Genomic DNA, 22,419 nt, shown 5'->3' with positions numbered 1-22,419 from the left:
CTTCCATATTGCCCTATTGCCCTATTGCCCTCACCGCCGGTAGCCGGCGATGCCTAGCGGATTCTCCGCAAGCGCCGCGCGATCAGGCGTATCGATTGCAGGGGTGCCCGCAGCGGCTACGAACAGCCGCCGAACATAGTCTTCGGGGAGGTCGACTGCGATCAGTACCAGCCGTGTGCCGCGCTCGGCGTCGGGCCATGCGGGAAGCCGCGCCGGCGGGTGAAGCAGCGACTGCACGGCATGCACGACCAGTGGTCGAGATGGGTCTTCCGCAAGCTCGATGATGCCTTTCAGCCGCAGCAGCCGATCGCCATATTGCGAGATCAGGAGGTCGAGGAAAATTTCGATCGCCGAGAACGGCAAAGGGTGTTCATGCCTCAGCGTGAACGTCTTCACCCGCTCGTCGTGCCGGTGATGATGCGCATAGTCGTGTCCATGCGAATGATGAGCGTGATCGTGGTCATGGTCTCCGGCCTCTTCGCCCAGCCAGCGCCGCACGTCCGCGCTCTTGGTCTCGGGATCGTAAAGGCCGCACTTCACCAGTTCTGCTGCGTTCGCGGCATTATCGCGCGCGTCGAGAATTGCCGCGCCGGGGTTGATGCCACGCAGCCTTTGCCGCAATGCCGAGAGCGACGCAGCGTCCTCCACCAGGTCGGTCTTGCTGACGACGATACGATCGGCCATCGCGACCTGCTTCACCGCCTCGACATGAGCATCCAGCGTGGTACCGCCATGCAACGCGTCGACCAGCGTCACCACGCCGTCGAGCCGATACGCCTGCACGAGTGCCGGATGCCCCATGACCGCCTGCAGGACCGGCGCCGGGTCGGCAAGCCCGGTCGTCTCGATGACGACGCGGCCGAGCCTGGCGATCCTGCCCGTCTGCAGCCTTTCAACGAGGTCGGCGAGCGTGTCGACGAGGTCACCCCGCACGGTGCAGCAAAGGCATCCGTCCGAGAGCTGGATGACCCCGTCGGAGGATTGTTCCACCAACAAATGGTCGATCGCCACGTCGCCGAGCTCGTTGATGATCACGGCCGTATCGGCAAGCGCGGAATCTTTCAGCAGCCGGTTGAGCAGGGTCGTCTTCCCGGCGCCGAGAAAGCCGGTCAGGACGGAGACGGGAATGGGAAAGTTTGGCATGGCGTCGTTCGGGTCGTTGGTTCGAACGGTAGACCCGCTCCTGAGATATCAGACCAGCCCTGCTCTACGCGCCAATATGGGAGCCGCGTGGCGGGCTTTCACGAGGCGCCCGAGGTCAGTCTCTGCCAACGCGCAAGCGGCTCGAGGATATAGGCTAGAGCGGCTAGTTCGACACCGCGTCGCCTTGCGCGGCAGCCTTGGTGACCCGCGGATAGTCGGGCCGCGGCGTCGGGATCGGCACATCAGCGGCTTCCTCCACATCCTGGTCCCGCCACGCGAGTGGGACGGGACCCGTGGCGCCGCCGAGAGCGACAGTCACCAGCTTCGGGTTCGGTATCTTCTCCAGCCAGGGCGACTTGCCCTTCTTGCCATCCTTGGCCTCGTGCTCGTCCGCCGCTTCCGACTGCGCCGCTGCCGGCTTCGTGCTGCAGACTTCCTCGCGCATATCGACGGGTGCCGCGTTGGACACCCCATAGGGAGGCAGCGAAGTCAGCGTCACATTCTGCGTGCCCTTCGCCTGGAAGCCGCGATCGAGCAGCGAGGCGACGACGTCGGTACGCGCGGTTGCGGATTTTTCGCCGAGCACGACCGCGACCAGCGTCCGTCCGTCGCGGGTTGCGGAACCGATCATGTTGAAGCCCGACGCGCAGACGAAGCCCGTCTTCATGCCGTCCGCTCCGGAATAGCGACCCACGAGCTTGTTGTAGCTCATCAGAGTCTTCTTCCCGGCCTTCAGCCCTTGGATGGCAAAATAGGGGGCATATTGCGGGAACTCCTTGCGGATCGCCGAGACGAGCAGCGCCAGGTCGTGTGCCGTGCTGTAGTGGTCCGGCGCAAAGAGCCCGTTCGGGTTGACGAAATGGGAGTCGGTCATGCCGAGCCTCTGCGCTTCCGCATTCATGCGCTGCGCAAAAGCCTCTTGCGAGCCGCCGACATTCTCGCTGATCGCCATGGCGATGTCGTTGGCCGATTTGATGAGCATCATCTTCAGGGCGTTGTCGAGCGTCATCACCGAGCCGGGCTTGAAGCCCATCTTGCTGGGCGGCTCGGTTGCCGAATGCTTGGTCACCTTGATCGGCGAATTGAGCGCAAGCTCACCGGCCGCGATCGCCCGGAACGTGACATAGGCGGTCATCAGCTTGGTGAGCGAGGCCGGGTACCAGCGCTGGAAAGCATCCTGATGCTCGAGCACCTTCCCCGTGTTCAGGTCGAAAAGCATGATGGGATTTGCCCAAACAGGGCTGCAGAACGACGTACCCGCGAGCGCGAGGCCGAAAATGAGCCCGCGCAAGGAAATTGCTGACCGCATCATCTATTCCGAATGACCCTCTTGCCGAGCTTACTCATTGCCGAGCTTGCCCTCTTGCCGAACTGTCCTCTTGCAGAACTTGCTTGTCAGTCCTTAAGGTTTTCCGACCGCCGCGCCGAGTCAAAAATCGGCCGCACGGTGTAAAATGTGAACGCGGTGCTATTTAGCCTATGTGACGCCAAAATGGCAAAAGTCGCGGCGACGGCGCCTCAGGAAGCAGCTTCGGCGGGAAAGGAATCCAAAAGACATGCCCATACTCAACAGAGCCGCCGAAATGCAGGAAGAGGTGGCCGGCTGGCGACGCCATCTGCACCGCAATCCCGAGCTTAATTTCAACGTGTTCAAGACAGCCGACTTCGTGACCGAAAAGCTGAAGGAGTTCGGCTGCGACGAGGTCGTCACCGGGATCGGCCGCACCGGCGTCGTAGGCGTGATTCGCGGCCGCCTCGGCGAAGGTTCCGCCATCGGGCTGCGCGCCGACATGGACGCCTTGCCGATCACCGAAACGACGGGCCGGCCCTATGCGTCGGCCACGCCCGGCGTCATGCATGCGTGCGGCCATGACGGCCACACGGCGATGCTTCTGGGAGCAGCGAAATATCTCGCGGAAACGCGCAATTTCGTCGGCTCGATTGCGGTCATCTTCCAGCCCGCCGAGGAAGGCGGCGGCGGCGGCAACGAGATGGTCAAGGACGGCATGATGGAGCGCTTCGGCATCGACAGGGTGTTCGGCATGCACAATATGCCGGGCCTGCCGCTCGGTCAGTTCGCAATCCGGCCCGGTCCGATCATGGCGGCAACCGCGGAATTCACGATCACCATCACCGGCAGAGGTGGCCATGCGGCGATGCCGCACCGGACGATCGACCCGGTCATGATCGGCAGCCAGCTCGTCGGCGCGCTACAGACGATTGCCTCGCGCACGGTCGATCCGGTCGATTCGGTGGTCGTCACCGTCACCAAGTTCCATGGCGGCGACGCCTATAACGTCATCCCCGAGAAGGTGGAGCTCGCGGGCACCGTACGCTCGCTGAGGAAGGAAGTGGCTGCGGTGGCCGAGGAGCGCATGCGCACGATTTCGGCAGGCCTCGCCGCGGCCTATGGCGCCACGATCCATGTCGCGTACCAACCCAACTATCCCGTCACCTTCAACCATGCGGAAGAGACAGTCTTCGCATCCGACGCGGCCGCGGCCGTCGCCGGCGAGCAGAACGTGCACCGCAGCGTGCCGCCTGTCATGGGCGGGGAGGACTTCTCCTATATGCTGCAGGCGCGGCCGGGCGCGCTCATTTTCGTCGGCAATGGCGAGACGGCGAACCTTCACCACCCCGCCTATGACTTCAACGACGAGGCGATCCCGCACGGCATGAGCTACTGGGTGCGGATCGCCGAGACGGCACTCGCAACCGCCTGACAGTTTGGGATAAAAGGCCGGAGCGCGGCGCCGCGCTCCGGTTCGTGCGAAGCATCATGTTTGCGGGTTGGCGAAACGCCCGGGAAGGGCTATGTGTTCGCCAGCGTGGTCCCGTAGCTCAGTAGGATAGAGCGGCAGATTCCTAATCTGTAGGTCACAGGTTCGATTCCTGTCGGGATCACCATCACGGGGGACATCCCCTTTTGCAAAATCCGCTCCCCAAGGGACCCCGCACCGCCAAGCGGCGTACAGGAGGCCGCGCGCCCTTCCCTCGCGCACGTTGCGTGTGGGCAGGTCGCGTGCGATCGTCTCCCGGCAGCTATTCCTGTCTCAACGGACCTCGCCTTCGAACGCCAGCATGTGAATGGAGAAGTACTTCTGAGTGTCGACCCAGACCGCCACCGGTTTCGACCCGGCGCTGCGCGCCAGCGCGTGGAAGGATTCGATGCTGTACTTGTAGCTGTTTTCGGTATGGATCGTTTCGCCAGCCTGGAAATCGATGACCTTGCCATTGACTCGCACACGCTGCGGCTTCAGGCTGACGAGGTGCATCTCCACCCTGTTCCGGCTGCGGTTATAGAAGGCTCGGTGCTCGAATGATCGCAGGTCGAAATTGCCGCCCAGCTCGTGATTGATCCGGGTCAGCAGATTGAGATTGAAGGCCGCCGTCACGCCGCGGGCGTCGTTATAGGCGGCGTCAAGCACCTCCGGATCCTTCACCAGATCGACGCCGACGATCAGCAAGGCACCCTCCCCCAGCACCTTGGCGAACCGCTGCAGCAGCAAGATCGCTTCCTCCGGTTCGAAATTGCCGATCGTGGACCCGGGAAAGAAGCCGACGCGCGGCTGCGAGCGGATCGATGGCGGAAGCTCGAAGGGCTGGGTGAAGTCGGCCGCGACCGGCAGGATTTCGAGATGCGGAAAATCCAGCGCCAGGGGCTTGGCCTCATCGCGGAGGTGGTCGGCGGAGATGTCCACCGGAACATAGGCCGAGAGTGACGTAGCGGCCTGCAGCAGGATGCGCGCCTTTGTGGTCGAACCCATGCCGAATTCCACCAGTGCCCCGCCTGGCGGGAACAATCCCACGATTTTCCGGGCATTTTGCCGGAGCAGAGCGATCTCGATCCGCGTCGGGTAGTATTCCGGCTGCTCGGTAATGCGTTCGAACAGCTCGGACCCGGTACTGTCGTAAAAGTACTTGGGCGCAATGTGCTTGGGGGATGCCGTCAGCCCCGCAAGGATTTGGCGGGCGAACTCGCAACGAGCTTCGTCGTGCGGCATCTGCCGTGCTGCAGAGGAAGTAGCCATAAGAGATTCTCCGTCAGGGCTTACCGTTGGCGATCGGTATTGCAGCCTGGGCTGGGCCGTCAGGCGTAATCGGCGAGCCGAAGCCCGGTGAACTGCCAACGATGCGGAGGATAGAAGAAATTGCGGTAGGTCACGCGGGCGTGCCCTTCCGGCGTTGCCAGGGAACTGCCCCTCAGCACCATCTGGTTGACCATGAACTTGCCGTTATATTCGCCCAGCGCTCCCTCCGTCGCGGAGTAGCCGGGATAGGGCGAATAGGCGCTGCGCGTCCACTGCCAGACGATGCCGAAAGCATCGGCGAGCAGGTCCGCCCGAGCTGCCGTTTCCCATTCTGCCTCGGTCGGCAGATGCTTCCCGGCCCAGCGGGCAAACGCATCAGCTTCATAGTAGCTGACATGACAGACGGGAGAATCGGGATCGACGGGCTTCAGCCCGGCCAAGGTCATCGCGAACCACTCGCCGTCGATGATGCGCCAGTAGCCTGGCGCCTGCCATTCTTGCGCCTGCACGGTGCTCCAGCCGTCCGACAGCCACAGGGTCGGTGTCGCGTAGCCCCCGTCCGACATGAATTCGAGCCAGTCGCGATTGGTGACGAGGCCCACTCCCATCCTGACCGGCTGCAGCAATACGTCATGAGCCGGCTGCTCATTGTCGTAACAGAAGCCACCTTCCTCATATCCGATGCGGCGAATGCCGGATCTATTGGAGACGAACGCCTGATCGCTCGGCTTCGCCTCAGGCATCCGCCAGTCGGGATCATAGGCTGGTGCCGTCGGATTTTGTGCAAATGCATGCAATATGTCCGTCAGCATCAGTTCCTGGTGCTGCTGTTCGTGATTGAGGCCAATCTCGATCACCGGCGCTATGCGGGCGAGCAGGCCCTGATCCGCCGTCTCGATCAACGCCTCGACCGCCGCGTCCACATAGCTGCGGTAGTCAGCGACTTCCTTTGCATTGGGGCGCGTGACCAACCCGCGTTGCGGTCTTGCATGGCGGGGTCCCGCCGAGACGTAATAGGAGTTGAACAGGAACGCGAAACGCTCATCGAATGGGCGATAGTCGTCTTGATGCGGCGCCAGCAGAAACTGCTCGAAGAACCACGTCGTATGTGCGCGATGCCACTTGGTCGGGCTCGCATCGGGCATCGATTGCACGATCTGATCTTCCGGCGACAGAAATGAAGCGCGCCGCTCCGTCTCGGCACGCACGCGTCTGTAGGAGGCAAGCCAATGGGCATTGGACTGAGGAGCGTTGGAGTGGGGATCTTGGGAGGGACGATTGTCGGGGCGTGCAGCGAGGACGTTGGACATTGCCATGTCATCTCCAGAATGTGTGTGGGATTCTCGAGGTCGCGCAGACTTCCTGGGCTGCGCGGTTTCGCGAGCCGAAGCACGCACAATTCACGTCTCCACGATCAGTTCCACCGAACTGTCAGTAGCCTGTCTCGAGCGTGATGCTGCACGGCGGCGCCGTCGAACTCCGTCGGCGCGGCCTCAATGTATAGTTCTCGCCGGCGGCATTGCCGCTCAGCCACCAGGGCTGGAATATCCGGGGCGATGTCTACTTCGTGACCGTGATGTGATTGACCATGCCAAGCTTGTAGTGGGCGGCCTTGTTGCAGAGCAGGACGTAGGAGCCTGGCTCCAGCTTCACGGTGAGGGTGCCGGACTTCCCTGGATCGATGTCATCGATTTCGTTCACGACCTCGAGTGAGCTCTCATCGACCTCCTTCTCATCCTGGTTATATTTCATCGCCTGGATGGGCGTGTCAGATTTGACTACGACGAACTCGTGAACCAGGTTCTGGGAAGAGTTGGTCACGTTGAACGTCACATTGCCGGCTTTGATGTGGTCCGTGCTCAGGTCCATGTGCATGGATTCCATGCCTTGGTCGGCCAAGGTGACGCCGACCGTTTCGCCGGCACGCGCAGGTATGGTGGCTATGATGATGGCAACCGCCGCAGGCAACACGGAGCCTCGCGCCGGCCACACGATGAATGTGGCAGGTTTCATTTGTGCTCTCCATGGTTCCGTGGCGGTCGGTCGAGCACCGCAGTGATCGGGCAAAGCCGCCACGATAGAACTGTTAACGGTGGTCGCCGGAGTCTATTCCCGCGTCGAGAAGGGAGCGCTGAGCGCCCGCAGAAGGTCTTCCACAAGGCAGGACGCGTTCGAAAGCCGCGCGTCAACGGCTCCTTAACTCTCCTCAGGAGCTAATGGAGCCATGCAGGTCAGCGATCTCATGGCAGTCGATGAATGGGCGGCGCAGCGTATCGGCTCCGGCAACGAGACGCCGTGGGACTGGTATCAGCTCATGAAGCTGCGAGAAGCGCTGGCGGCTCTTATCGCGACCGAAGAAAGCCGCGCTAGGCAGCAAAGGGAAGGCTTGCCGGAACAGGCAGCACCTTCGGGATTACGTCCCCGATTAGCGGTCGATAACGATCGACAAGAAAGCGTTCCACACCATCGATAAGCAACGGGGCCACGGATGCGAAGGCGACATACACGTTGCCGATCTTCGCGTGCGCCTTGATGGTCGAATTGCCGCGATGCTCTTGGAGCCGGTCGGCAACGTCTCCTTGCCCGACCCGGATCGCGGTCGGGCTGGTTGAAACCGTGCCGGATCGGTAGATGACATAAACGCCGTGGACGTCGATCGTGGACAAGTTAACATCATAAAGACGCAACAATTGTCCTGTGGTGTCTCGCGAAATCCAGTTCAGCTGGAGCATTCGAGCTACCTTTATAGAGGGGGAGGCAGCTTGAATATCAGTGATTCGTAAAATACCGGCAAGTCCTAGTCTTGAGCCCGCACTCTATTTGCAGGCACGTCTCGTCAGCGAACGGTTCATCGCATCGATCCGCGCGGTGGCCTTGGCCTTCTCCTTCTCGGAAGCCGATCGGAAGTCGATCGAGAAGGCATCGGCCCCCAGGGGTACATATTTCACGTCCCGAGCCAGGCCATTGCTGTCGGCAAGCTCATTCCGCTGCCTTATGAGGTCGGGGCACGGGATTTTATCGTAGATGATGGAATCGACCGCTTCCTCCATGTGGGAAGCGGTCACGGTCCAGCCGCACCCGGCAAGAGAAAATGAAAGAAGCAGCCATCCAAACAGATCGAGGTAAGATCGCATTGAGGTCAATATCCCACGATTTGCGCAATAAGCTAACAGCCTTGGAACAACGTTTCGACTGATCGTGGAAGCACCAATATAGTACTTTGCGCTCTCGTCCAGAGGCCGCAATGGAGTTGATTCTGAGCGGCGGTCTGCTACTGCCACTGATACCGGTCGAGCTGAAGCGGCGGCTTCAGACCCGATCCGTGAAGCAGAGGGGAAATGATGCGCTTAGCCATACTCGGCCTTGCGGCCGTTGCGCTGACGGCCTGCCAGTCGTCTTCGGATCCGGCGACTTCCCCGCCGCCGCCGGTCCAGGCTCCGCCGCCGGCCCCTGCGGCGGGTTCGGCCGCTCTCGATTCATCCATAATTGTCACGCCGCCTGATAAGAAGGTCCCGAAACAATACGCCGCCTTCTCCGGCATCTGGGCCGGCACCTGGGACGGGCCTCTCGACGCCAAGCTCGCCGTGCGCAGCGTGACTGCGAATGGCAGCGCGACGGTGACCTATGCCTGGGGCGAGATGGGGGCGACGAAGCCGGGCATCGTCGACGGCCAGGGAAGGATCAAGGGCAGCACGCTGAAGCTCGATCGTTTCGCGAGCGGCGTCGACACGACCTTCACCATGCAGCCCGACGGAACGCTCGCCGGCACCTACTCGCTCGCCGGAACAACCTACAAGGGTGTGTTCCACAGGCAGTAGCCCTAGGGCGTTCTGCTATTCGCTTGACGCAGGCGCTGCCCCTCACCCTCACCCTCTCCCCGTAAGGACGGGGAGAGGGGGGCGGCAACGTCTCAGAACCCCCTCTCCCCGTCCTTACGGGGAGAGGGTGAGGGTGAGGGGCGGCGCCAACCTAAAAACAGCAAGCTTCAGCCACCTGCCGACCGCGCTGCTGACGCCTGCCAGCGATCACCCGCGCGCCTCGCCATCCAGCTGCCTTAGGAACCCGTCCAGCTCCTGCGCCTCTATGCCGACCACGTGGCGCGGCTCGGGATAGGCCTTGGACTTCACGTCGCGCGCATATTCTGAGAAGGCGGCGATCCGCTCCCTCTGAAGCCGGTCATATTCGGCGGCGAAGTTGCGGTAGACCTTGGAATGCCTGGGATAGTGGCCGCGGTTCTCACCGAGCACATCCTCGGCAAAGAGATATTGCGCGTCGCAGCCTGCGCCGGCGCCCATCGAGATCATGAAGAGCGAGGTGCGCTGCGAGATAGCGGTCGCGACCTCGACCGGCACGACTTCAATCTCGGCGGCGAAGGCGCCGGCTTCCTCCAGCGCCTTGACTTGTCGCCAGACCAACATGGCGCTTTCGGCGGTCTTGCCGACCGCACGGAAGCCGCCGGTCCAGGTCGCATGCGCGGGGATCAGCCCGCTATGGCCGCATACAGGAACGCCTTCGTCGCGCAGCGCGCGGATCGTGTCGAGACTTGCTGCGCAATAGACGGCATCGGCTCCGGCGCGCATCATGCGGAACGCCTCGCCCATCACCTCCTCTTTCAGCGCGTGGAACATCTTCACGCTACCCGGGATGGTGAAGCAGTCGGGCGCGGCGTCGCGATATTGCGGGTCGGTCATCAGTTCGGGCGTGACCGAGAGAATGTCTATGCCAGCGGCCTGCGCGGCAGCCGCCTGCTCGAGCGTGGTGACGCGCAGCTTGGCAAACTGCCGCTTGCCCTTCATGGCAAGCAGATCGGCAATAGTCGGTCTTGAACTCTTCATTTCCCCTCCCTCTCGTGCATGAACTCGAACCGAATATTCAGGCAGCGAGCAGCGTCTTCAGCCTCACATCCGGCGTGGCAAGCTGGTCGGGCAGCGGCCGCGCACCTTTGGCGATCAGCATCTCGGCAAGCCTGATGTCCTTGGCGACCGCGTTGCCGCGTCCGATTCCGCTCGCCGCGATGAGGCGGCCGTCGGCGGCGAGATGAAATAGGATGAAGGCGCCCTCGCCGAGATCACGGCGCACGACATTTGCCGCTCCCTCCGCGAGCCCGGCGACCTGCAGCGTCAGGTCGTGCTGATCCGACCAGAACCAGGGCACAGCGGAGATGGGCTCGTCCGCGCCGAGCATATTCCGAGCGGCGAGCGTGCCCTGGTCCTGGGCGTTGCGCCAGGATTCCAGCCGCACGCGCCGGCCGCCATAGATCGCAAGCGGGAAAGAGCAGCAGTCGCCCGCCGCATGGATGTCCGGGTCCGAGGTCTTGAGCGTGGCATCGACCGCGATGCCGTTGTCGAGCGCGAGCCCGGCGCTCTCGGCAAGCGTCGTCACCGGCTGGGCGCCGACGCCGATCAACGCGCAATCGGCTTCGATCTTCTCCCCATCGGCCAGCCGAACGAGAAGACGGCGCCCCTGTTCGGAAATCTCCTGAAGGCCGCGGCCGCAGAAGAGCCGGACATCCTCGGCCCGGTGTCGATCGGCGACGACCTCCGCGATTTCCTCCGGCACGCCGCGCATCAAAATGCGGGGCTGCGCCTCGATCACCGTCACCGCGGCGCCGCGCTTCCTTGCGCTCGCGGCGAGCTCCAACCCGATGAAGCCCCCGCCGATGACGACGATGTGATTCCCGGGTCTGAGATGGTCACGCAGGCGCTGCGCGTCGGCGAAGCTTCTGAGATAGGCGATGCGGCCCGAGGCCTCCGGCGCAAGCGACAGGCGGCGCGGCATGGCCCCGGTCGCGATCAGCAGCTTCTCATAGGAGATGCTCGAGCCCCCCGCGAGCCGCACCGTTTTCGCCTGACGGTCGATGGCCAGCGCAGCCATGCCTGTTATGCAATCGATCTTCAGCGCGGCAAACCGTTCCGGCAGGCCCACCCATTTCGGAGCCGGCGGCTCGTCGGCCGTCAGCACATCCTTGGATAAGGGCGGCCGTTCGTAGGGATGGTGCGGTTCGTCGCCGATCAGCGTCACCGGGCCGTCATAGCCGTTCTCGCGAAGGGCGAAGGCGGCACGAGCACCGCATTCGCCGGCGCCGACAATGACCATCCCGGCGCTCATCGCCCGTCACCCGATCTCGATGAAGACCTTTCCGGAATCCACCTTCACCGGATAGGTCCTCAAATTGACACAGACGGGCGCGCCCCGAGCCGCACCCGTCTTGTAGTTGAAGCGGCCATTATGCTTGGGGCACTCGATGATGTCGTCCATCACCAGCCCGTCGGCGAGATGCACCTGCTCATGGGTGCAGAGCCCGTCCGTTGCGAAATATTCGTCGTCCGGACTGCGGTAGATGGCGAAGGTGCGGCCGGCATGGTCGAAGCGGATGACGTCCTCTTCCTCGATATCGTCGGCGGCGCAGGCCTCGATCCAATTGCTCATGGAACACTCCGCAAATCACGCGTTTGCCGGCTGGGCGGCTGCCTCGCCGCTCACTTTGCTGGCTGCCTCGGGAAAATTACTCGGCAGGAACCGAAATTGCTTCGCCGTGCAGCTCGTCCCGGTAAGGCTTGGCCGTCGCCGGCAGCTCCCGCTTCAGGAAATAGTCCTCGTTGCGCAGCTGGCGGATGAAAGCCGGAACCATCTCCTTGTAGGCGGCCCATATCGACGGGCTGGGCGCCGGCAGGTCGTGCTTGATCATCTCGTGCAGCTTCGGCAGGGCATGGTAGGGCACCATCGGGAACATGTGGTGCTCCACATGGTAATTCATGTTCCAGTAGATGAACCGGCTCAGCGGGTTCATGTAGACGGTGCGACTGTTGAGCCGGTGGTCGGTGACGTTGTCGGCGAGCCCGCCATGCTGCAGCAGGCCGCACATCACCATGTGCCACGAGCCATAGAGCCTCGGCAGGCCGACCAGCATGAGCGGCAGGATCGAGCCCATGTAGACGGCAAGCGCGATCGTCGCGACATAGATCGCGAGCCAGATGCGCGCGATGCGGATCGCCTTCGGCTGCTCCTGCTCGGGAATGAAGGTCTTCTCGGCCGCGCTGATATTGCCGAAGGCATTGCGGACCATGTCGGACATGCCATACCAGGCATCGTAGATCCCGAAGAAATTGAGCACGACGCGGACGAGATCCGGCGGCCGCATCACAGCGATCTCGGGATCGCGCCCGACGATGATCGTGTCGGTGTGATGACGCGTATGGCTCCACCGCCAGATCACCGGGTTGCGCATGATCATGAAGCAGGCGAGCTGATAGACGGCGTCATTCATCCACTGCGTCTTGAACGCCGTCCCATGGCCGCATTCGTGCCAGCGCGAATCCGTCGAGGAGCCGTAGAGCACACCATAGACGAGGAAGAAGGGCACGCACCACCAGCCACCCCAGAACCAGATGCCGCCGGCGGCCGAGATGATCAGAGCAGCGAGCCAGATGATTGTGTCGCGGATCGCGGGACCGTCGCTCCGCTTCATCAGCTCCTTCATCTGCTTGCGCGGAATGTCGGTGTGATACCACTCGGCTGCAGCAAGCCCATTTGCTACCGCGGCCTCGGCGTCGCGGCCGATGAGGCTGTAGTCCCGCTTCGATGGCGCCATGGCATCCTCCCGAAACCATCATGCGCCGATCTAAATACGCCGACTTGGAAAAAGGCTCAATCCGGCAATGATAGATTCTATCATTTCCTATCATTTCGCCCTATCATTCGCTGACAGCTTTCATTCAGGAAGACGCGATGGCGCGACGACCGACGATAAGCGACCTGGCAAGGTCCTCCGGAGTGAGTGTCGCCACGGTCGACCGCGTTCTGAACGGCCGCCTGCCGGTGCGCGAGGAAACTGCGCGGCGCGTCTATGAGGCGGCGCAGGCAATCGGCTATCACGCGACCGTCGCCATCGGGCAAAGGCTGCAGGTGGGTCTTCCGCAATATAGGCTCGGCTTCATCCTGCAGCGCCCGGACCACTATTTCTACCAGTCCTTCGCCCGTGAGCTCGAAAGCGCGGTTAAGGCTGCCGGGACCTTCCGGGGGACAGCTCAGGTGGAGTTTCTGGAATCGCAGACACCGCCGGAGATCGCCGCAAAGCTCAGGCAGGTCGGGACGCGCTGCGGCGCCGTCGCCATGGTCGCCATCGACCACCCGACGGTTACATCAGCCGTGGCGGAACTGAAGGAAAAAGGCGTGCCGGTTTTTGCGCTGCTGTCGGACTTCGCTGCCGACGTGCGCGAGAACTATCTCGGCATCAACAACCGCAAGGCGGGCAGGACCGCCGCCTGGCTGATCGCGCGCTCGGCCGCGAAACCGGGGAAGATCGCCGTCTTCGTGGGCAGTCACCGCTTCCATGGCCATGAGATGCGCGAGATCGGCTTCAGGAGCTATTTCCGCGAATGTGCGCCCGAATTCGAGATGATCGAGACGCTCGTCAATCTGGAGGAGCCACGTATCGCCTATGAGGCGACGCTGGACCTCCTGCAACGCTCGCCCGATCTGTGCGGTCTCTATGTCGCCGGCGGCGGCATCGAGGGCGTGATCGACGCTCTCAGGGAGGAAGAAGCCGCTGGCAAGCTGACCATGGTCTGCAGCACGATGTCGCCGCAATCGCGTGAGGCGCTTGCCGACGATATCGTGACGATGGTGATCGCCGAGCCGATCGAGCGCCTGTCGCGGGAGCTGGTCGCCCAGATGGTCCAGTCGATCGAGCATGGACCGGCAGAGACGTCCGGCCAGACATTCCTGCCCTTCGACATTCATGTTTCGGAAAACATCTGATGCGGGCTGGGCGACGGAACTCCTGAAGCGAAATAAACGTTTCAGAACAGAACGATTATTCCACCGGCACGGAGAATGGCACGCGGGATTCGCGAATGCGTGATTCCGCCATTTCGACTTGCCTATTGCTCGGAATAAATGTTTCATGTAATGCTATGAATGGTATGAATGTTCTATTTCCTGCCTGGAATGGAGCAATCACGCCGAGCTCGCGCATTGGGCAGGCGGGCAGGGTCCGGGCGGCAATTGGGCGCTTCGGGTCAGGAGGCCCGAGAACGGCGTGAAAGCCTCGCTTCAGGCAAGGGTATCCGGAAAGAGGCGGTGCCACCGGACACTGCATTGTGGAGGAGAAGTGCAATGAAGAAGTATCTCTTGGGCATCGCGATCTCGGCGCTGATGACGAGCTATGCACATGCCGAGAACATCGGCGTCTCAATGGCCCTGTTCGACGACAATTTCCTGACCGTCCTGCGCAACGGCATGATCGATTACGCCAAGACGCTGGACGGCGTGACCCTGCAGGTCGAGGACGCCCAGAACGACGTCGCCAAGCAGCAGAGCCAGATCCAGAACTTCATCGCGTCGGGCGTGAGCGCTATCATCGTCAACCCGGTCGATACCGACGCAACCGCGGCCATGTCGAAGATTGCAGCCGACGCGGGCATCCCGCTGGTTTACGTCAATCGCGAGCCGGTCAACGTCGACAGCCTGCCTGACAAGCAAGCCTTCGTGGCTTCCGACGAGCGCGAATCCGGCACCCTCGAGACCAAGGAAGTCTGCCGTCTGCTCAAGGAAGCCGGCAAGAAGGAGGCAAACATCGTCGTCATGATGGGCGAGCTCTCGAACCAGGCCGCACGCCAGCGCACCGCCGACGTGCATGACGTCATCGCAACTCCCGAATGCTCCTTCATGAAGATCGTGGAGGAGCAGACAGGCAACTGGCAGCGCACCCAGGGCACCGACCTGATGACCAACTGGCTCTCGGCCGGCCGCAAGTTCGATGCGGTGGTCTCCAACAATGACGAGATGGCGATCGGTGCGATTCAGGCGCTGAAGGCCGCCAATACCGACATGAAGACGATGATCGTCGGCGGCGTCGACGCCACGCAGGACGCGCTCGCCGCGATGAAGGCGGGCGATCTCAAGGTGACGGTGTTCCAGGATGCGGCCGGCCAGGGCAAGGGTGCAGTCGACACGGCCTTGAAGCTCGTCAAGGGCGAGAAGGTCGACAAGAAGGTCTACATCCCCTTCCAGCTCGTGACGCCGGCAAACATGGACAAGTTCATGGCCAAGAACTGATCCGGCCGACACAATGCGACGTGAGGGCGGCGTCGTCGCCGCCCTCCGGTAAATGTCGTTCCGGCTACCTGCTGTGCCGACAGCATCATAACCGAAGCGAATGAAAGCAATGCTGCTGACCCGGCATCTTTTAGCGCCGGTGGGCCTCGAGAATCCGCTGCCGCGAGGTCGCGCGAGGGTGTAACCTACGCCTGACGCATTCCACGCCCGCGGAGGGGTAACGCCTAACGACAAGAACCCCGCATCTCGCGAAGGGGAGGAACATGGCAGAGCTTGCACAGACGGCGAAGAAACTCTCCGCGGAACATAACACTGCTGCTGAGAAGAGGGCGCGCCGCGCTCGCCCGGCCGAGGCGAATGTTCTCATCGGGCTCATCGTCATCGCCCTGCTTTTCGAGATCCTCGGCTGGATATTCCAGGGTCAGAGCTTCCTGCTCAACAAAGAGCGGCTGAGCATCATGATCCTGCAGGTGTCGGTCGTCGGCATCATCGCCGTCGGCATGACGCAAGTGATCATCACGGGAGGCATCGACCTGTCGGCAGGCTCGGTCGTGGGGGCGACCGCGATGATCGCCATGAGCTTCGCGCAGGTGAGCACCTATCCGCGCGCTGTTTTCCCGAGCATGACGGATATGCCGGTCATCGTGCCGCTCGCTGTCGGGTTGGGCTGCGGGCTGCTCGCCGGCCTCATCAACGGATCGCTGATCGCCTATACGAAGATACCGCCCTTCATCGCCACGCTCGGCATGATGGTGACGGCACGCGGCATCGCGAAGTGGTACACCAAGGGCCAGCCGGTCTCCTTCCCGACCGATTCCTACGCCGCAATCGGCGCGGGCATGACGCCGGTGCTGATCTTCATCCTGGTTGCTGTGCTGTTCCAGGTCATCCTGAGATACACGGTCTACGGCAAGCACACCTACGCGATCGGCTCGAACGAGCAGGCGGCGCGCATGTCCGGTATCAAGGTCGAGACCCATCTGATCCTGGTCTATGTCATCGCCGGGCTGCTTGCAGGCCTGGCGGGCATTGTCCTGTCCGCGCGCGGCCTCACCGCGCAGTCCGGCATGGGCGTCATGTATGAGCTCGACGCGATCGCCATGGCAGTCATCGGCGGGACGTCGCTCTCGGGCGGCCGTGGGTCGATCGTCGGCACCACGCTCGGCATGCTGATCTTCGGCGTGATCATCTCCGGCTTCACCTTCCTCAGGATCGATGCCTACTACCAGGAGATGCTGAAGGGCGTGATCATCGTCGGCGCGGTGGTGCTCGATGTCTACAGGCAGAGGCTGCGCGGCAGGGTCTAGGGGCATGCTCCCTTTAGAAACGACAGTTCAGCAGGAGGCGAAATGGCCGCCGAACAGAAGATCATCCTGAAGACCGAAGGGCTCACCAAGCGCTATGGCGGCGTTCATGCGCTGGAGGACGCCGATTTCGAGCTCCGCGACGGCGAGCACGTAGCGGTGGTCGGCGACAACGGGGCCGGCAAGTCGACTTTCGTGCGCCAGATCACCGGCGTCGAGCAGCCCACCGCGGGCAATATCTATTTCGACGGCCAGCCCGTCGAGTTCAAGAACCCGATCGAGGCGCGCAATCACGGCATCGAAACGGTGTTCCAGAACCTGGCGCTCGCCGATGACCTCGACGTGCCGTCGAACCTCTTCCTCGGCCGGGAGGAGCGGTATTTCAACCTCGGGCCGTTCAGCTTCCTCAACGAAAAGAAGATGCTCGCCCACACGCAGGAGGCGTTGCGCCAGACCGGCATCAAGATCCCGGACCTGAAGAACAAGATCCGCAACATGTCGGGCGGCCAGCGCCAATGCGTGGCAATCAGCCGTGCTGCGAGCTTCGCCTCGAAACTCATCATCATGGACGAGCCGACCGCCGCGCTCGGCGTTCAGGAGACCGCTCAGGTCGAGAACATCATTCGCGGCCTGAAGCAGCGCGGCATCCCGCTCATCCTGATCAGCCACAATCTCAGGCAGGTCTTCGATCTCGTCGACCGCATCTGGGTTTTCCGGCGCGGCCGGATCGTCGGCGCCGTTGACCGCGACAAGACCGACGGCAACGAGGTCGTCTCGCTGATCACCGGCGTGAAGTCGACGGTCAGCGGCGGCGAAGCGGCCTTCGTGTGAAGTAGCGAGTAGCGAGTAGCGATAGCAGACAACTATTCGTCGTCCACTATTCACTATTCACTATTCACTATTCGCTACTCACTATTCGCTACCAAACTACTTCGCGTGCTCGCTGAGCCACTTCTTCATGTCGGCGATCTCCTGCGTCTGCGCGTCGATGACCTTCTGGGCCATTTCCTTGACCCACGGATCCTTTCCATACTGACGCACGACCTTGGCCATGTCGATCGCTCCCTGGTGGTGCGGAATCATGCTGCAGACAAAGGCAACATCCGGGTCCTCGATCATCATGCCCGGCATCATTGCCGAGTTCATCTTGTCCATGCCCTCGGCAAGAGCCTTCTGCATGTCGTTCATGCCCGACATATCCATTTTGCCGGGCATCTGGTGCCCCATATGACCCATCTGCCCGCCACGACACGCTTCCGGCAATGCCTCTTCGGCAGAAGCCGCGGCCGAAAGCAGAACCACCGCTGAAAGAGCAAGACCGATCTTCTTCATGACATATCCTTCAATTTCGATTTCCTGAAGCCGGCGATCCCTGGGGCGACTTGCCCACGCTCCGACTCGGCATGAAGATGCAGGTTCCAGTTACTGGAAGGTCAAGAGGCGGCAGTAGCGGATAAACCAGCAAGGCAATAGGGCAATAAGGCAATAGGGCAATAGGTAAGGTTCTCGCGATTTACCTGCTCTGAAGTCTCTCTCGCCTAATGCCCTACTGCCCTACTGCCTTATTGCCCTATTGCCTTACCCCCTCTTGACCTTCCAGTGACTGGAACCCTTATCTCTGATGCAAATCAAGAAGGACCTGGGATCGGGCATCATGGATAGGCACGCGCATCACCATCACCATTCGAGCGGCGACGAGCATCATTGCTGCAGCGCGAATGGGGCGTGCGGTACGCATTCGGACGACACCGTCATCCGCGATCCTGTCTGCGGCATGACTGTGGACCCGCATGCGGGCAAGCCGACAGGAGAGCATGCCGGTCGAACCTTTCATTTCTGCTCGGCGGGCTGCAAGACGAAGTTCGAGGCGGAGCCGGAGGCATATCTCACGGCCACCGACCCTGTCTGCGGCATGAAGGTGGACCGCGCCACGGCCGAGCACTTCCTGCGCCACGAGGGTCACAAGCACTATTTCTGCTCGTCGGGCTGCAAGGCGAAATTCGAGGCCGATCCGCATAAATATGAAGGGCCGCGGCCGGCGGAGAAGCCGATGCCCAAGGGCACGCTCTACACTTGCCCGATGCATCCGGAGATCGTTCGCGACAAGCCGGGCTCCTGCCCGATCTGCGGCATGGCGCTCGAGCCCATGGGCGTGCCGACCGGCGACGAGGGGCCGAACCCCGAGTTGGTCGACTTCGTCAGGCGCTTCTGGGTGAGCGCAGTACTGTCGATCCCGCTGCTGGTGGTCACGATGGGGCCGATGCTCGGCCTGCCGGTCCGCGAATGGATCGGCGAGCGCGCTGCCATCTGGGTCGAGCTGGTGCTCGCCTCGCCGGTCGTGCTGTGGGCAGCAATCCCGTTCTTCCATCGTGGCTGGGAATCGATCCTCAACCGCAGCCCCAATATGTGGACGCTGATCTCGATCGGCGTCGGCACGGCCTATGTCTACAGCCTTGTTGCGACGCTGTTTCCTGAAATCTTCCCGCATCAGTTCCGCGGCCATGGCGGCACGGTGCCGGTCTATTTCGAAGCGGCGAGCGTAATCGTCGCGCTGGTCTTTCTCGGCCAGGTGCTGGAGCTCAAGGCCCGCGAACGGACCGGCTCGGCCATCCGAGCCCTTCTCGATCTCGCGCCGAAGACGGCGCGGCGGATCGCGGCCGATGGGACGGAAACCGACGTGCCGCTCGACGAGGTCCATTCCGGCGACCGCTTGCGCATACGGCCCGGCGATAGCGTTCCAGTGGATGGCACGGTGCTGGAAGGCCGTTCCTCAGTCGACGAAGCCATGATCACGGGCGAGCCCGTACCGGTGGAGAAGGCTGCAGGCGATGCCCTGATCGGCGGCACGATCAACAAGAACGGCTCGCTGGTCATGCAGGCCGAGAAGGTCGGATCGGAGACGATGCTCGCCAATATCGTCGAGATGGTCGCCAAGGCGCAGCGCAGCCGCGCCCCGATCCAGGGTCTGGCTGACCGTGTCTCAGCCTGGTTCGTGCCGGCGGTGGTGCTGGTCGCCATCGTAGCGTTCGTCGTCTGGTCGCTGCTCGGGCCTCAACCGAGCATGGTCTATGCCATTGTCGCGGCGGTCTCGGTGCTGATCATCGCCTGCCCCTGTGCGCTGGGGCTTGCCACGCCGATGTCGATCATGACGGCAACGGGCCGCGGCGCGCATGCCGGCGTGCTGGTCAAGAATGCCGAGGCACTGGAGCGTTTCGCCGCGGTTGATACGCTCATCGTCGACAAGACCGGCACGCTCACCGAAGGCAAGCCGAAGCTCACCGACGTGGCGGCAGCCGAAGGCTTCGCCGAGGACGAGGTTCTCGCTCTCGCTGCTGCCCTCGAAAAGGCTTCGGAGCACCCGCTCGCCGAGGCGATCGTCGAAGGCGCACGGGATCGCGGCATAAGGATCGGCGAGGCAAGGAACTTCGCATCCGTGACCGGCAAGGGTGTTTCCGGACAGTTGGGCGACCGAAACGTCGCGATCGGCAACGAGGCGCTGATGGCCGATCTCGGCATCGACATCAGGCCGATTGGGAACCAGGCTGCCGACCTCCGCGCCCACGGGAAGACGGCCATGTTCGTCGCCGCGGACGAGAAGCTCGCCGGCATCGTGGCGGTTGCCGACCCGATCAAGGCGACGACAGCCGAAGCGATCCGGGCGCTCCACGGGCGCGGCCTGAAGATCATCATGGCGACGGGCGACAATGAGCGTACCGCACGTGCAGTCGCCGCGAAGCTCGGCATCGACGAGATCCGCGCCGGCGTGCTCCCGGAAGGCAAGAAGCTGCTGATCGACGAGCTGCACGCCCGTGGCGCGAAGGTGGCAATGGCTGGCGACGGCGTGAACGACGCGCCGGCGCTTGCCGCGGCCGATGTCGGCATCGCCATGGGCACCGGCGCCGACGTTGCCATGGAGAGCGCCGGTATCACGCTGGTCAAAGGCGACCTCAACGGGATCGTTAGAGCGCGCTCGCTCGCCGAGGCAACGCTTCGCAACATCAGGCAGAACCTGTTCTTCGCCTTCGTCTACAATGCGCTCGGCGTTCCGGTCGCGGCCGGCATCCTGTATCCGGTGTTCGGCACGTTGCTGTCGCCGATGATCGCCGCCGCGGCAATGAGCCTCTCATCGGTCTCGGTGATCGGCAACGCGCTCAGGCTGAGAAGCATCAAACTATAGCGAGGAAGACGATGAACATCGGCGATGCGGCTGAACGCTCCGGCTTGCCGGCCAAGACGATCCGCTACTATGAGGATATCCGCCTCGTGAAGCCGGCGCGCGGCGAGAACGGCTACCGCGACTATTCCAGCGAGGACGTGCACCGGTTGCGTTTCCTGCAGCGGGCCCGCGGCCTCGGCTTCTCGGTCGAGGAATGTCGGCAGCTGCTCTCGCTCTACGCCGACAAGCGGCGCGAGAGCGCCGACGTGAAGGCGGTCGCCGAGGCCAAGCTCATCGAGATCGACCGCAAGATCGCCGAGCTGGTGAGCCTGCAGAAGACGCTGCGGCACCTCGTCCATGCCTGCCACGGTGACGAACGGCCGGACTGCCCGATCCTCGACGAGCTGTCGGGTAGCGATCCGGTTCAGTGAAGAAATCGGAGCAGCAATCTTGCACCGAAATTGCTTGAACGCCGCTCGGTGGCTTCTGCTTTGAGGTTTGCGCCGCCCCTCACCCTCACCCCGTGAAAGACGGGGAGAGGGTAAGGGTAAGGGTTAGGGTAAGGGTTAGGGTAAGGGTGAGGGGCAGCGCCTGCGCCCAGCGATTAGCCGAACAGGCTACCGCCCCAACCTCCAGAACATATTTACCAACTCCTGCTACAAGCCTGCATGAACGGAACCGAGGAGTTTCGACCTTGCAATCAAAGGCTCATGCAGGCATCTGCGTCGTCACGGCGGGCGGGCCGTATCCGTGGATCATCATCAACGCGCTAGGCAAGGAATTCGGCCCGATCGACGTCATTCTGGAGGAGCCCGAGCCGCGCGGAATGTTCCTGAAGCGCCGGGCGCGCAAGATCGGCTGGTTTGCTACCGCCGGTCAGTTCGGGACCATGGTGCTGGTGCGGCTCGGTAAGAAGCGCTTCGCCACCCGCATCGCCCGCATCGTCCAGGAAAACGGCCTGGAAGAGGAGCCCGGGCCGGAACATCGGGTGACCGAGATCGGCTCGATCAACTCCGACGACTTTCTGAAGGCGGTCGAACGCCTCGGTCCGAAAGTGATATTGTTGGTCGGCTGTCGTATCGCCAAGCCGGCCATTCTTGCATCGCTCAAGATGCCGGTCCTGAACTACCATGCCGGCATCACGCCGCAATATCGCGGCATGAACTGCGGCTATTGGGCGCTTGCTGCCGGCGACAAGGGAAATTTCGGCGGAACGGTTCACCTGGTCGACAAGGGGGTCGATACCGGGGCGATCCTCTATCAGGCGCGCGGGCTGCCGGCGCCCGACGACAACCTCATGACCTACACGCACCGCATCGCCGCGATCTCGCGCGACATCTGCATTTCGGGCGTGCGCGATGCGCTCGAAGGCAAGCTTCGACCTGTCGCGGCTAGCGGGCCTTCGCGGCAGTATTATCATCCGACTGTCTGGCAGTATCTCTGGACTGGCCTGACGCGCGGCGTGTGGTGAGCTAACCCGCCGTCAGACTCGCCTACTGGAGGACCCTTATCCGTCTCGGCGCAAGCGCCGACACCTTCTCCCACAGGGGGAGAAGGGGGAGTTTGGCATTTAACTCACTGCAACTCTCAAACGTCGGAGGTAGTGTGCTGAGAGTTCTGCAAATTCGCTGAGAGAGGGCGGTCATGGCAGGCTGGTGATGTTCACGTCACCTGATTCCCTGCAAGGAACGCCACCATGACCAAGACAGAAGGTAAGTCCGCCAGC

General features: G+C 62.5%; 21 protein-coding genes and 1 tRNA gene. 10 read left to right on the top strand and 12 right to left on the bottom strand.

What is annotated here, in order from left to right:
• Positions 1-30: 30 nt before the first annotated feature.
• Positions 31-1,143 carry a GTP-binding protein gene (locus tag SAZ10_RS30365; RefSeq protein WP_318613211.1) on the bottom strand — a complete coding sequence of 371 codons (1,113 nt, stop codon included), beginning with the start codon at positions 1,141-1,143 and terminating at the stop codon, positions 31-33.
• A gap of 163 nt (positions 1,144-1,306) precedes the next feature.
• Positions 1,307-2,455 (bottom strand): D-alanyl-D-alanine carboxypeptidase family protein, encoded by a 1,149-nt coding sequence (locus SAZ10_RS30360; protein WP_318613210.1) that lies wholly within the window; start codon positions 2,453-2,455, stop codon positions 1,307-1,309.
• 244 nt (positions 2,456-2,699) lie between these two features.
• Here SAZ10_RS30360 and SAZ10_RS30355 point away from each other — a divergent pair, with 244 nt between their 5' ends.
• Both SAZ10_RS30355 and SAZ10_RS30350 read left to right on the top strand, forming a co-directional pair.
• Entirely contained in the window at positions 2,700-3,866 is a 1,167-nt protein-coding gene (locus SAZ10_RS30355; RefSeq protein WP_318613209.1) for a M20 aminoacylase family protein, read from the top strand.
• 107 nt (positions 3,867-3,973) lie between these two features.
• Positions 3,974-4,050: transfer RNA gene (locus SAZ10_RS30350), tRNA-Arg, on the top strand.
• 146 nt (positions 4,051-4,196) lie between these two features.
• On the opposite strand, the gene egtD is transcribed toward SAZ10_RS30350, so the two are convergent.
• From egtD to SAZ10_RS30325, 5 genes are all read right to left on the bottom strand, one after another.
• Entirely contained in the window at positions 4,197-5,174 is a 978-nt protein-coding gene (gene egtD, locus SAZ10_RS30345; protein WP_318613208.1) for an L-histidine N(alpha)-methyltransferase, read from the bottom strand.
• Between the two features lie 59 nt (positions 5,175-5,233).
• Entirely contained in the window at positions 5,234-6,484 is a 1,251-nt protein-coding gene (gene egtB, locus SAZ10_RS30340; RefSeq protein WP_318613267.1) for an ergothioneine biosynthesis protein EgtB, read from the bottom strand.
• Between the two features lie 250 nt (positions 6,485-6,734).
• A complete protein-coding gene (locus SAZ10_RS30335; protein ID WP_318613207.1) occupies positions 6,735-7,187 on the bottom strand; it encodes a plastocyanin/azurin family copper-binding protein in 453 nt (150 codons plus the stop codon).
• 353 nt (positions 7,188-7,540) lie between these two features.
• On the bottom strand, positions 7,541-7,906 hold the full coding sequence (locus SAZ10_RS30330; RefSeq protein ID WP_318613206.1) for a hypothetical protein: 366 nt from the start codon (positions 7,904-7,906) through the stop codon (positions 7,541-7,543).
• Between the two features lie 84 nt (positions 7,907-7,990).
• Positions 7,991-8,308 (bottom strand): hypothetical protein, encoded by a 318-nt coding sequence (locus SAZ10_RS30325; RefSeq protein WP_318613205.1) that lies wholly within the window; start codon positions 8,306-8,308, stop codon positions 7,991-7,993.
• A gap of 204 nt (positions 8,309-8,512) precedes the next feature.
• On the opposite strand from SAZ10_RS30325, the gene SAZ10_RS30320 reads away from it, so the two are divergent.
• Positions 8,513-8,992, top strand: coding sequence for a hypothetical protein (locus tag SAZ10_RS30320; RefSeq protein WP_318613203.1), 480 nt, complete (start codon positions 8,513-8,515; stop codon positions 8,990-8,992).
• A gap of 207 nt (positions 8,993-9,199) precedes the next feature.
• On the opposite strand, the gene SAZ10_RS30315 is transcribed toward SAZ10_RS30320, so the two are convergent.
• From SAZ10_RS30315 to SAZ10_RS30300, 4 genes are all read right to left on the bottom strand, one after another.
• Positions 9,200-10,009, bottom strand: coding sequence for a 3-methyl-2-oxobutanoate hydroxymethyltransferase (locus SAZ10_RS30315; protein ID WP_318613202.1), 810 nt, complete (start codon positions 10,007-10,009; stop codon positions 9,200-9,202).
• A gap of 37 nt (positions 10,010-10,046) precedes the next feature.
• Complete coding sequence (locus tag SAZ10_RS30310) at positions 10,047-11,282, bottom strand: NAD(P)/FAD-dependent oxidoreductase (RefSeq protein WP_318613201.1); 1,236 nt, start codon at positions 11,280-11,282, stop codon at positions 10,047-10,049.
• 6 nt (positions 11,283-11,288) lie between these two features.
• Positions 11,289-11,603, bottom strand: coding sequence for a MocE family 2Fe-2S type ferredoxin (locus tag SAZ10_RS30305; RefSeq protein ID WP_318613200.1), 315 nt, complete (start codon positions 11,601-11,603; stop codon positions 11,289-11,291).
• A gap of 76 nt (positions 11,604-11,679) precedes the next feature.
• A complete protein-coding gene (locus SAZ10_RS30300) occupies positions 11,680-12,765 on the bottom strand; it encodes a fatty acid desaturase family protein (RefSeq protein ID WP_318613199.1) in 1,086 nt (361 codons plus the stop codon).
• A 137-nt stretch (positions 12,766-12,902) separates the two neighbouring features.
• On the opposite strand from SAZ10_RS30300, the gene SAZ10_RS30295 reads away from it, so the two are divergent.
• The 4 genes from SAZ10_RS30295 to SAZ10_RS30280 all read left to right on the top strand — a co-directional run bounded on the left by SAZ10_RS30295 (position 12,903) and on the right by SAZ10_RS30280 (position 17,368).
• Positions 12,903-13,934: a LacI family DNA-binding transcriptional regulator gene (locus tag SAZ10_RS30295; RefSeq protein ID WP_318613198.1), complete on the top strand. Its 1,032-nt coding sequence runs from the start codon at positions 12,903-12,905 to the stop codon at positions 13,932-13,934.
• A gap of 357 nt (positions 13,935-14,291) precedes the next feature.
• Positions 14,292-15,233 (top strand): sugar ABC transporter substrate-binding protein, encoded by a 942-nt coding sequence (locus tag SAZ10_RS30290; protein WP_318613197.1) that lies wholly within the window; start codon positions 14,292-14,294, stop codon positions 15,231-15,233.
• Between the two features lie 263 nt (positions 15,234-15,496).
• Complete coding sequence (locus tag SAZ10_RS30285; protein WP_318613196.1) at positions 15,497-16,540, top strand: ABC transporter permease; 1,044 nt, start codon at positions 15,497-15,499, stop codon at positions 16,538-16,540.
• 42 nt (positions 16,541-16,582) lie between these two features.
• On the top strand, positions 16,583-17,368 hold the full coding sequence (locus SAZ10_RS30280) for an ATP-binding cassette domain-containing protein (protein ID WP_318613195.1): 786 nt from the start codon (positions 16,583-16,585) through the stop codon (positions 17,366-17,368).
• Between the two features lie 96 nt (positions 17,369-17,464).
• Here the strand turns inward: SAZ10_RS30280 and SAZ10_RS30275 are convergent, their stop codons facing one another.
• Positions 17,465-17,869 carry a DUF305 domain-containing protein gene (locus SAZ10_RS30275; RefSeq protein WP_318613193.1) on the bottom strand — a complete coding sequence of 135 codons (405 nt, stop codon included), beginning with the start codon at positions 17,867-17,869 and terminating at the stop codon, positions 17,465-17,467.
• Between the two features lie 289 nt (positions 17,870-18,158).
• On the opposite strand from SAZ10_RS30275, the gene SAZ10_RS30270 reads away from it, so the two are divergent.
• From SAZ10_RS30270 to SAZ10_RS30260, 3 genes are all read left to right on the top strand, one after another.
• Positions 18,159-20,714: a heavy metal translocating P-type ATPase gene (locus SAZ10_RS30270; protein ID WP_318613192.1), complete on the top strand. Its 2,556-nt coding sequence runs from the start codon at positions 18,159-18,161 to the stop codon at positions 20,712-20,714.
• Positions 20,715-20,725: 11 nt separating this feature from the next.
• Entirely contained in the window at positions 20,726-21,124 is a 399-nt protein-coding gene (gene cueR / locus SAZ10_RS30265) for a Cu(I)-responsive transcriptional regulator (protein ID WP_318613191.1), read from the top strand.
• 263 nt (positions 21,125-21,387) lie between these two features.
• Entirely contained in the window at positions 21,388-22,164 is a 777-nt protein-coding gene (locus SAZ10_RS30260; RefSeq protein WP_318613190.1) for a formyl transferase, read from the top strand.
• Positions 22,165-22,419: the final 255 nt, after the last annotated feature.

Origin of the sequence: Mesorhizobium sp. BAC0120 (assembly GCF_033542235.1) — a bacterium.
In the GTDB taxonomy this organism is placed as follows: Bacteria; Pseudomonadota; Alphaproteobacteria; order Rhizobiales; family Rhizobiaceae; genus JAWRCU01.
The sequence above is the reverse complement of the archived record's forward strand: the minus strand, read 5'-3'. Positions and strand labels throughout refer to the sequence as shown.

What these genes read in the sequence shown, in the direction of transcription:
- SAZ10_RS30275 (WP_318613193.1), bottom strand. Translation starts at nt 17,869, where the DNA reads ATGAAGAAGATCGGTCTTGCTCTTTCAGCGGTGGTTCTGCTTTCGGCC.
- SAZ10_RS30355 (WP_318613209.1), top strand. Translation starts at nt 2,700, where the DNA reads ATGCCCATACTCAACAGAGCCGCCGAAATGCAGGAAGAGGTGGCCGGC.
- SAZ10_RS30295 (WP_318613198.1), top strand. Translation starts at nt 12,903, where the DNA reads ATGGCGCGACGACCGACGATAAGCGACCTGGCAAGGTCCTCCGGAGTG.
- SAZ10_RS30310 (WP_318613201.1), bottom strand. Translation starts at nt 11,282, where the DNA reads ATGAGCGCCGGGATGGTCATTGTCGGCGCCGGCGAATGCGGTGCTCGT.
- SAZ10_RS30305 (WP_318613200.1), bottom strand. Translation starts at nt 11,603, where the DNA reads ATGAGCAATTGGATCGAGGCCTGCGCCGCCGACGATATCGAGGAAGAG.
- SAZ10_RS30290 (WP_318613197.1), top strand. Translation starts at nt 14,292, where the DNA reads ATGAAGAAGTATCTCTTGGGCATCGCGATCTCGGCGCTGATGACGAGC.
- SAZ10_RS30335 (WP_318613207.1), bottom strand. Translation starts at nt 7,187, where the DNA reads ATGAAACCTGCCACATTCATCGTGTGGCCGGCGCGAGGCTCCGTGTTG.
- SAZ10_RS30315 (WP_318613202.1), bottom strand. Translation starts at nt 10,009, where the DNA reads ATGAAGAGTTCAAGACCGACTATTGCCGATCTGCTTGCCATGAAGGGC.
- egtD (WP_318613208.1), bottom strand. Translation starts at nt 5,174, where the DNA reads ATGGCTACTTCCTCTGCAGCACGGCAGATGCCGCACGACGAAGCTCGT.
- SAZ10_RS30300 (WP_318613199.1), bottom strand. Translation starts at nt 12,765, where the DNA reads ATGGCGCCATCGAAGCGGGACTACAGCCTCATCGGCCGCGACGCCGAG.
- SAZ10_RS30270 (WP_318613192.1), top strand. Translation starts at nt 18,159, where the DNA reads ATGCAAATCAAGAAGGACCTGGGATCGGGCATCATGGATAGGCACGCG.
- SAZ10_RS30285 (WP_318613196.1), top strand. Translation starts at nt 15,497, where the DNA reads ATGGCAGAGCTTGCACAGACGGCGAAGAAACTCTCCGCGGAACATAAC.
- SAZ10_RS30360 (WP_318613210.1), bottom strand. Translation starts at nt 2,455, where the DNA reads ATGATGCGGTCAGCAATTTCCTTGCGCGGGCTCATTTTCGGCCTCGCG.
- SAZ10_RS30280 (WP_318613195.1), top strand. Translation starts at nt 16,583, where the DNA reads ATGGCCGCCGAACAGAAGATCATCCTGAAGACCGAAGGGCTCACCAAG.
- SAZ10_RS30320 (WP_318613203.1), top strand. Translation starts at nt 8,513, where the DNA reads ATGATGCGCTTAGCCATACTCGGCCTTGCGGCCGTTGCGCTGACGGCC.
- SAZ10_RS30325 (WP_318613205.1), bottom strand. Translation starts at nt 8,308, where the DNA reads ATGCGATCTTACCTCGATCTGTTTGGATGGCTGCTTCTTTCATTTTCT.
- egtB (WP_318613267.1), bottom strand. Translation starts at nt 6,484, where the DNA reads ATGTCCAACGTCCTCGCTGCACGCCCCGACAATCGTCCCTCCCAAGAT.
- SAZ10_RS30330 (WP_318613206.1), bottom strand. Translation starts at nt 7,906, where the DNA reads ATGCTCCAGCTGAACTGGATTTCGCGAGACACCACAGGACAATTGTTG.
- SAZ10_RS30365 (WP_318613211.1), bottom strand. Translation starts at nt 1,143, where the DNA reads ATGCCAAACTTTCCCATTCCCGTCTCCGTCCTGACCGGCTTTCTCGGC.
- cueR (WP_318613191.1), top strand. Translation starts at nt 20,726, where the DNA reads ATGAACATCGGCGATGCGGCTGAACGCTCCGGCTTGCCGGCCAAGACG.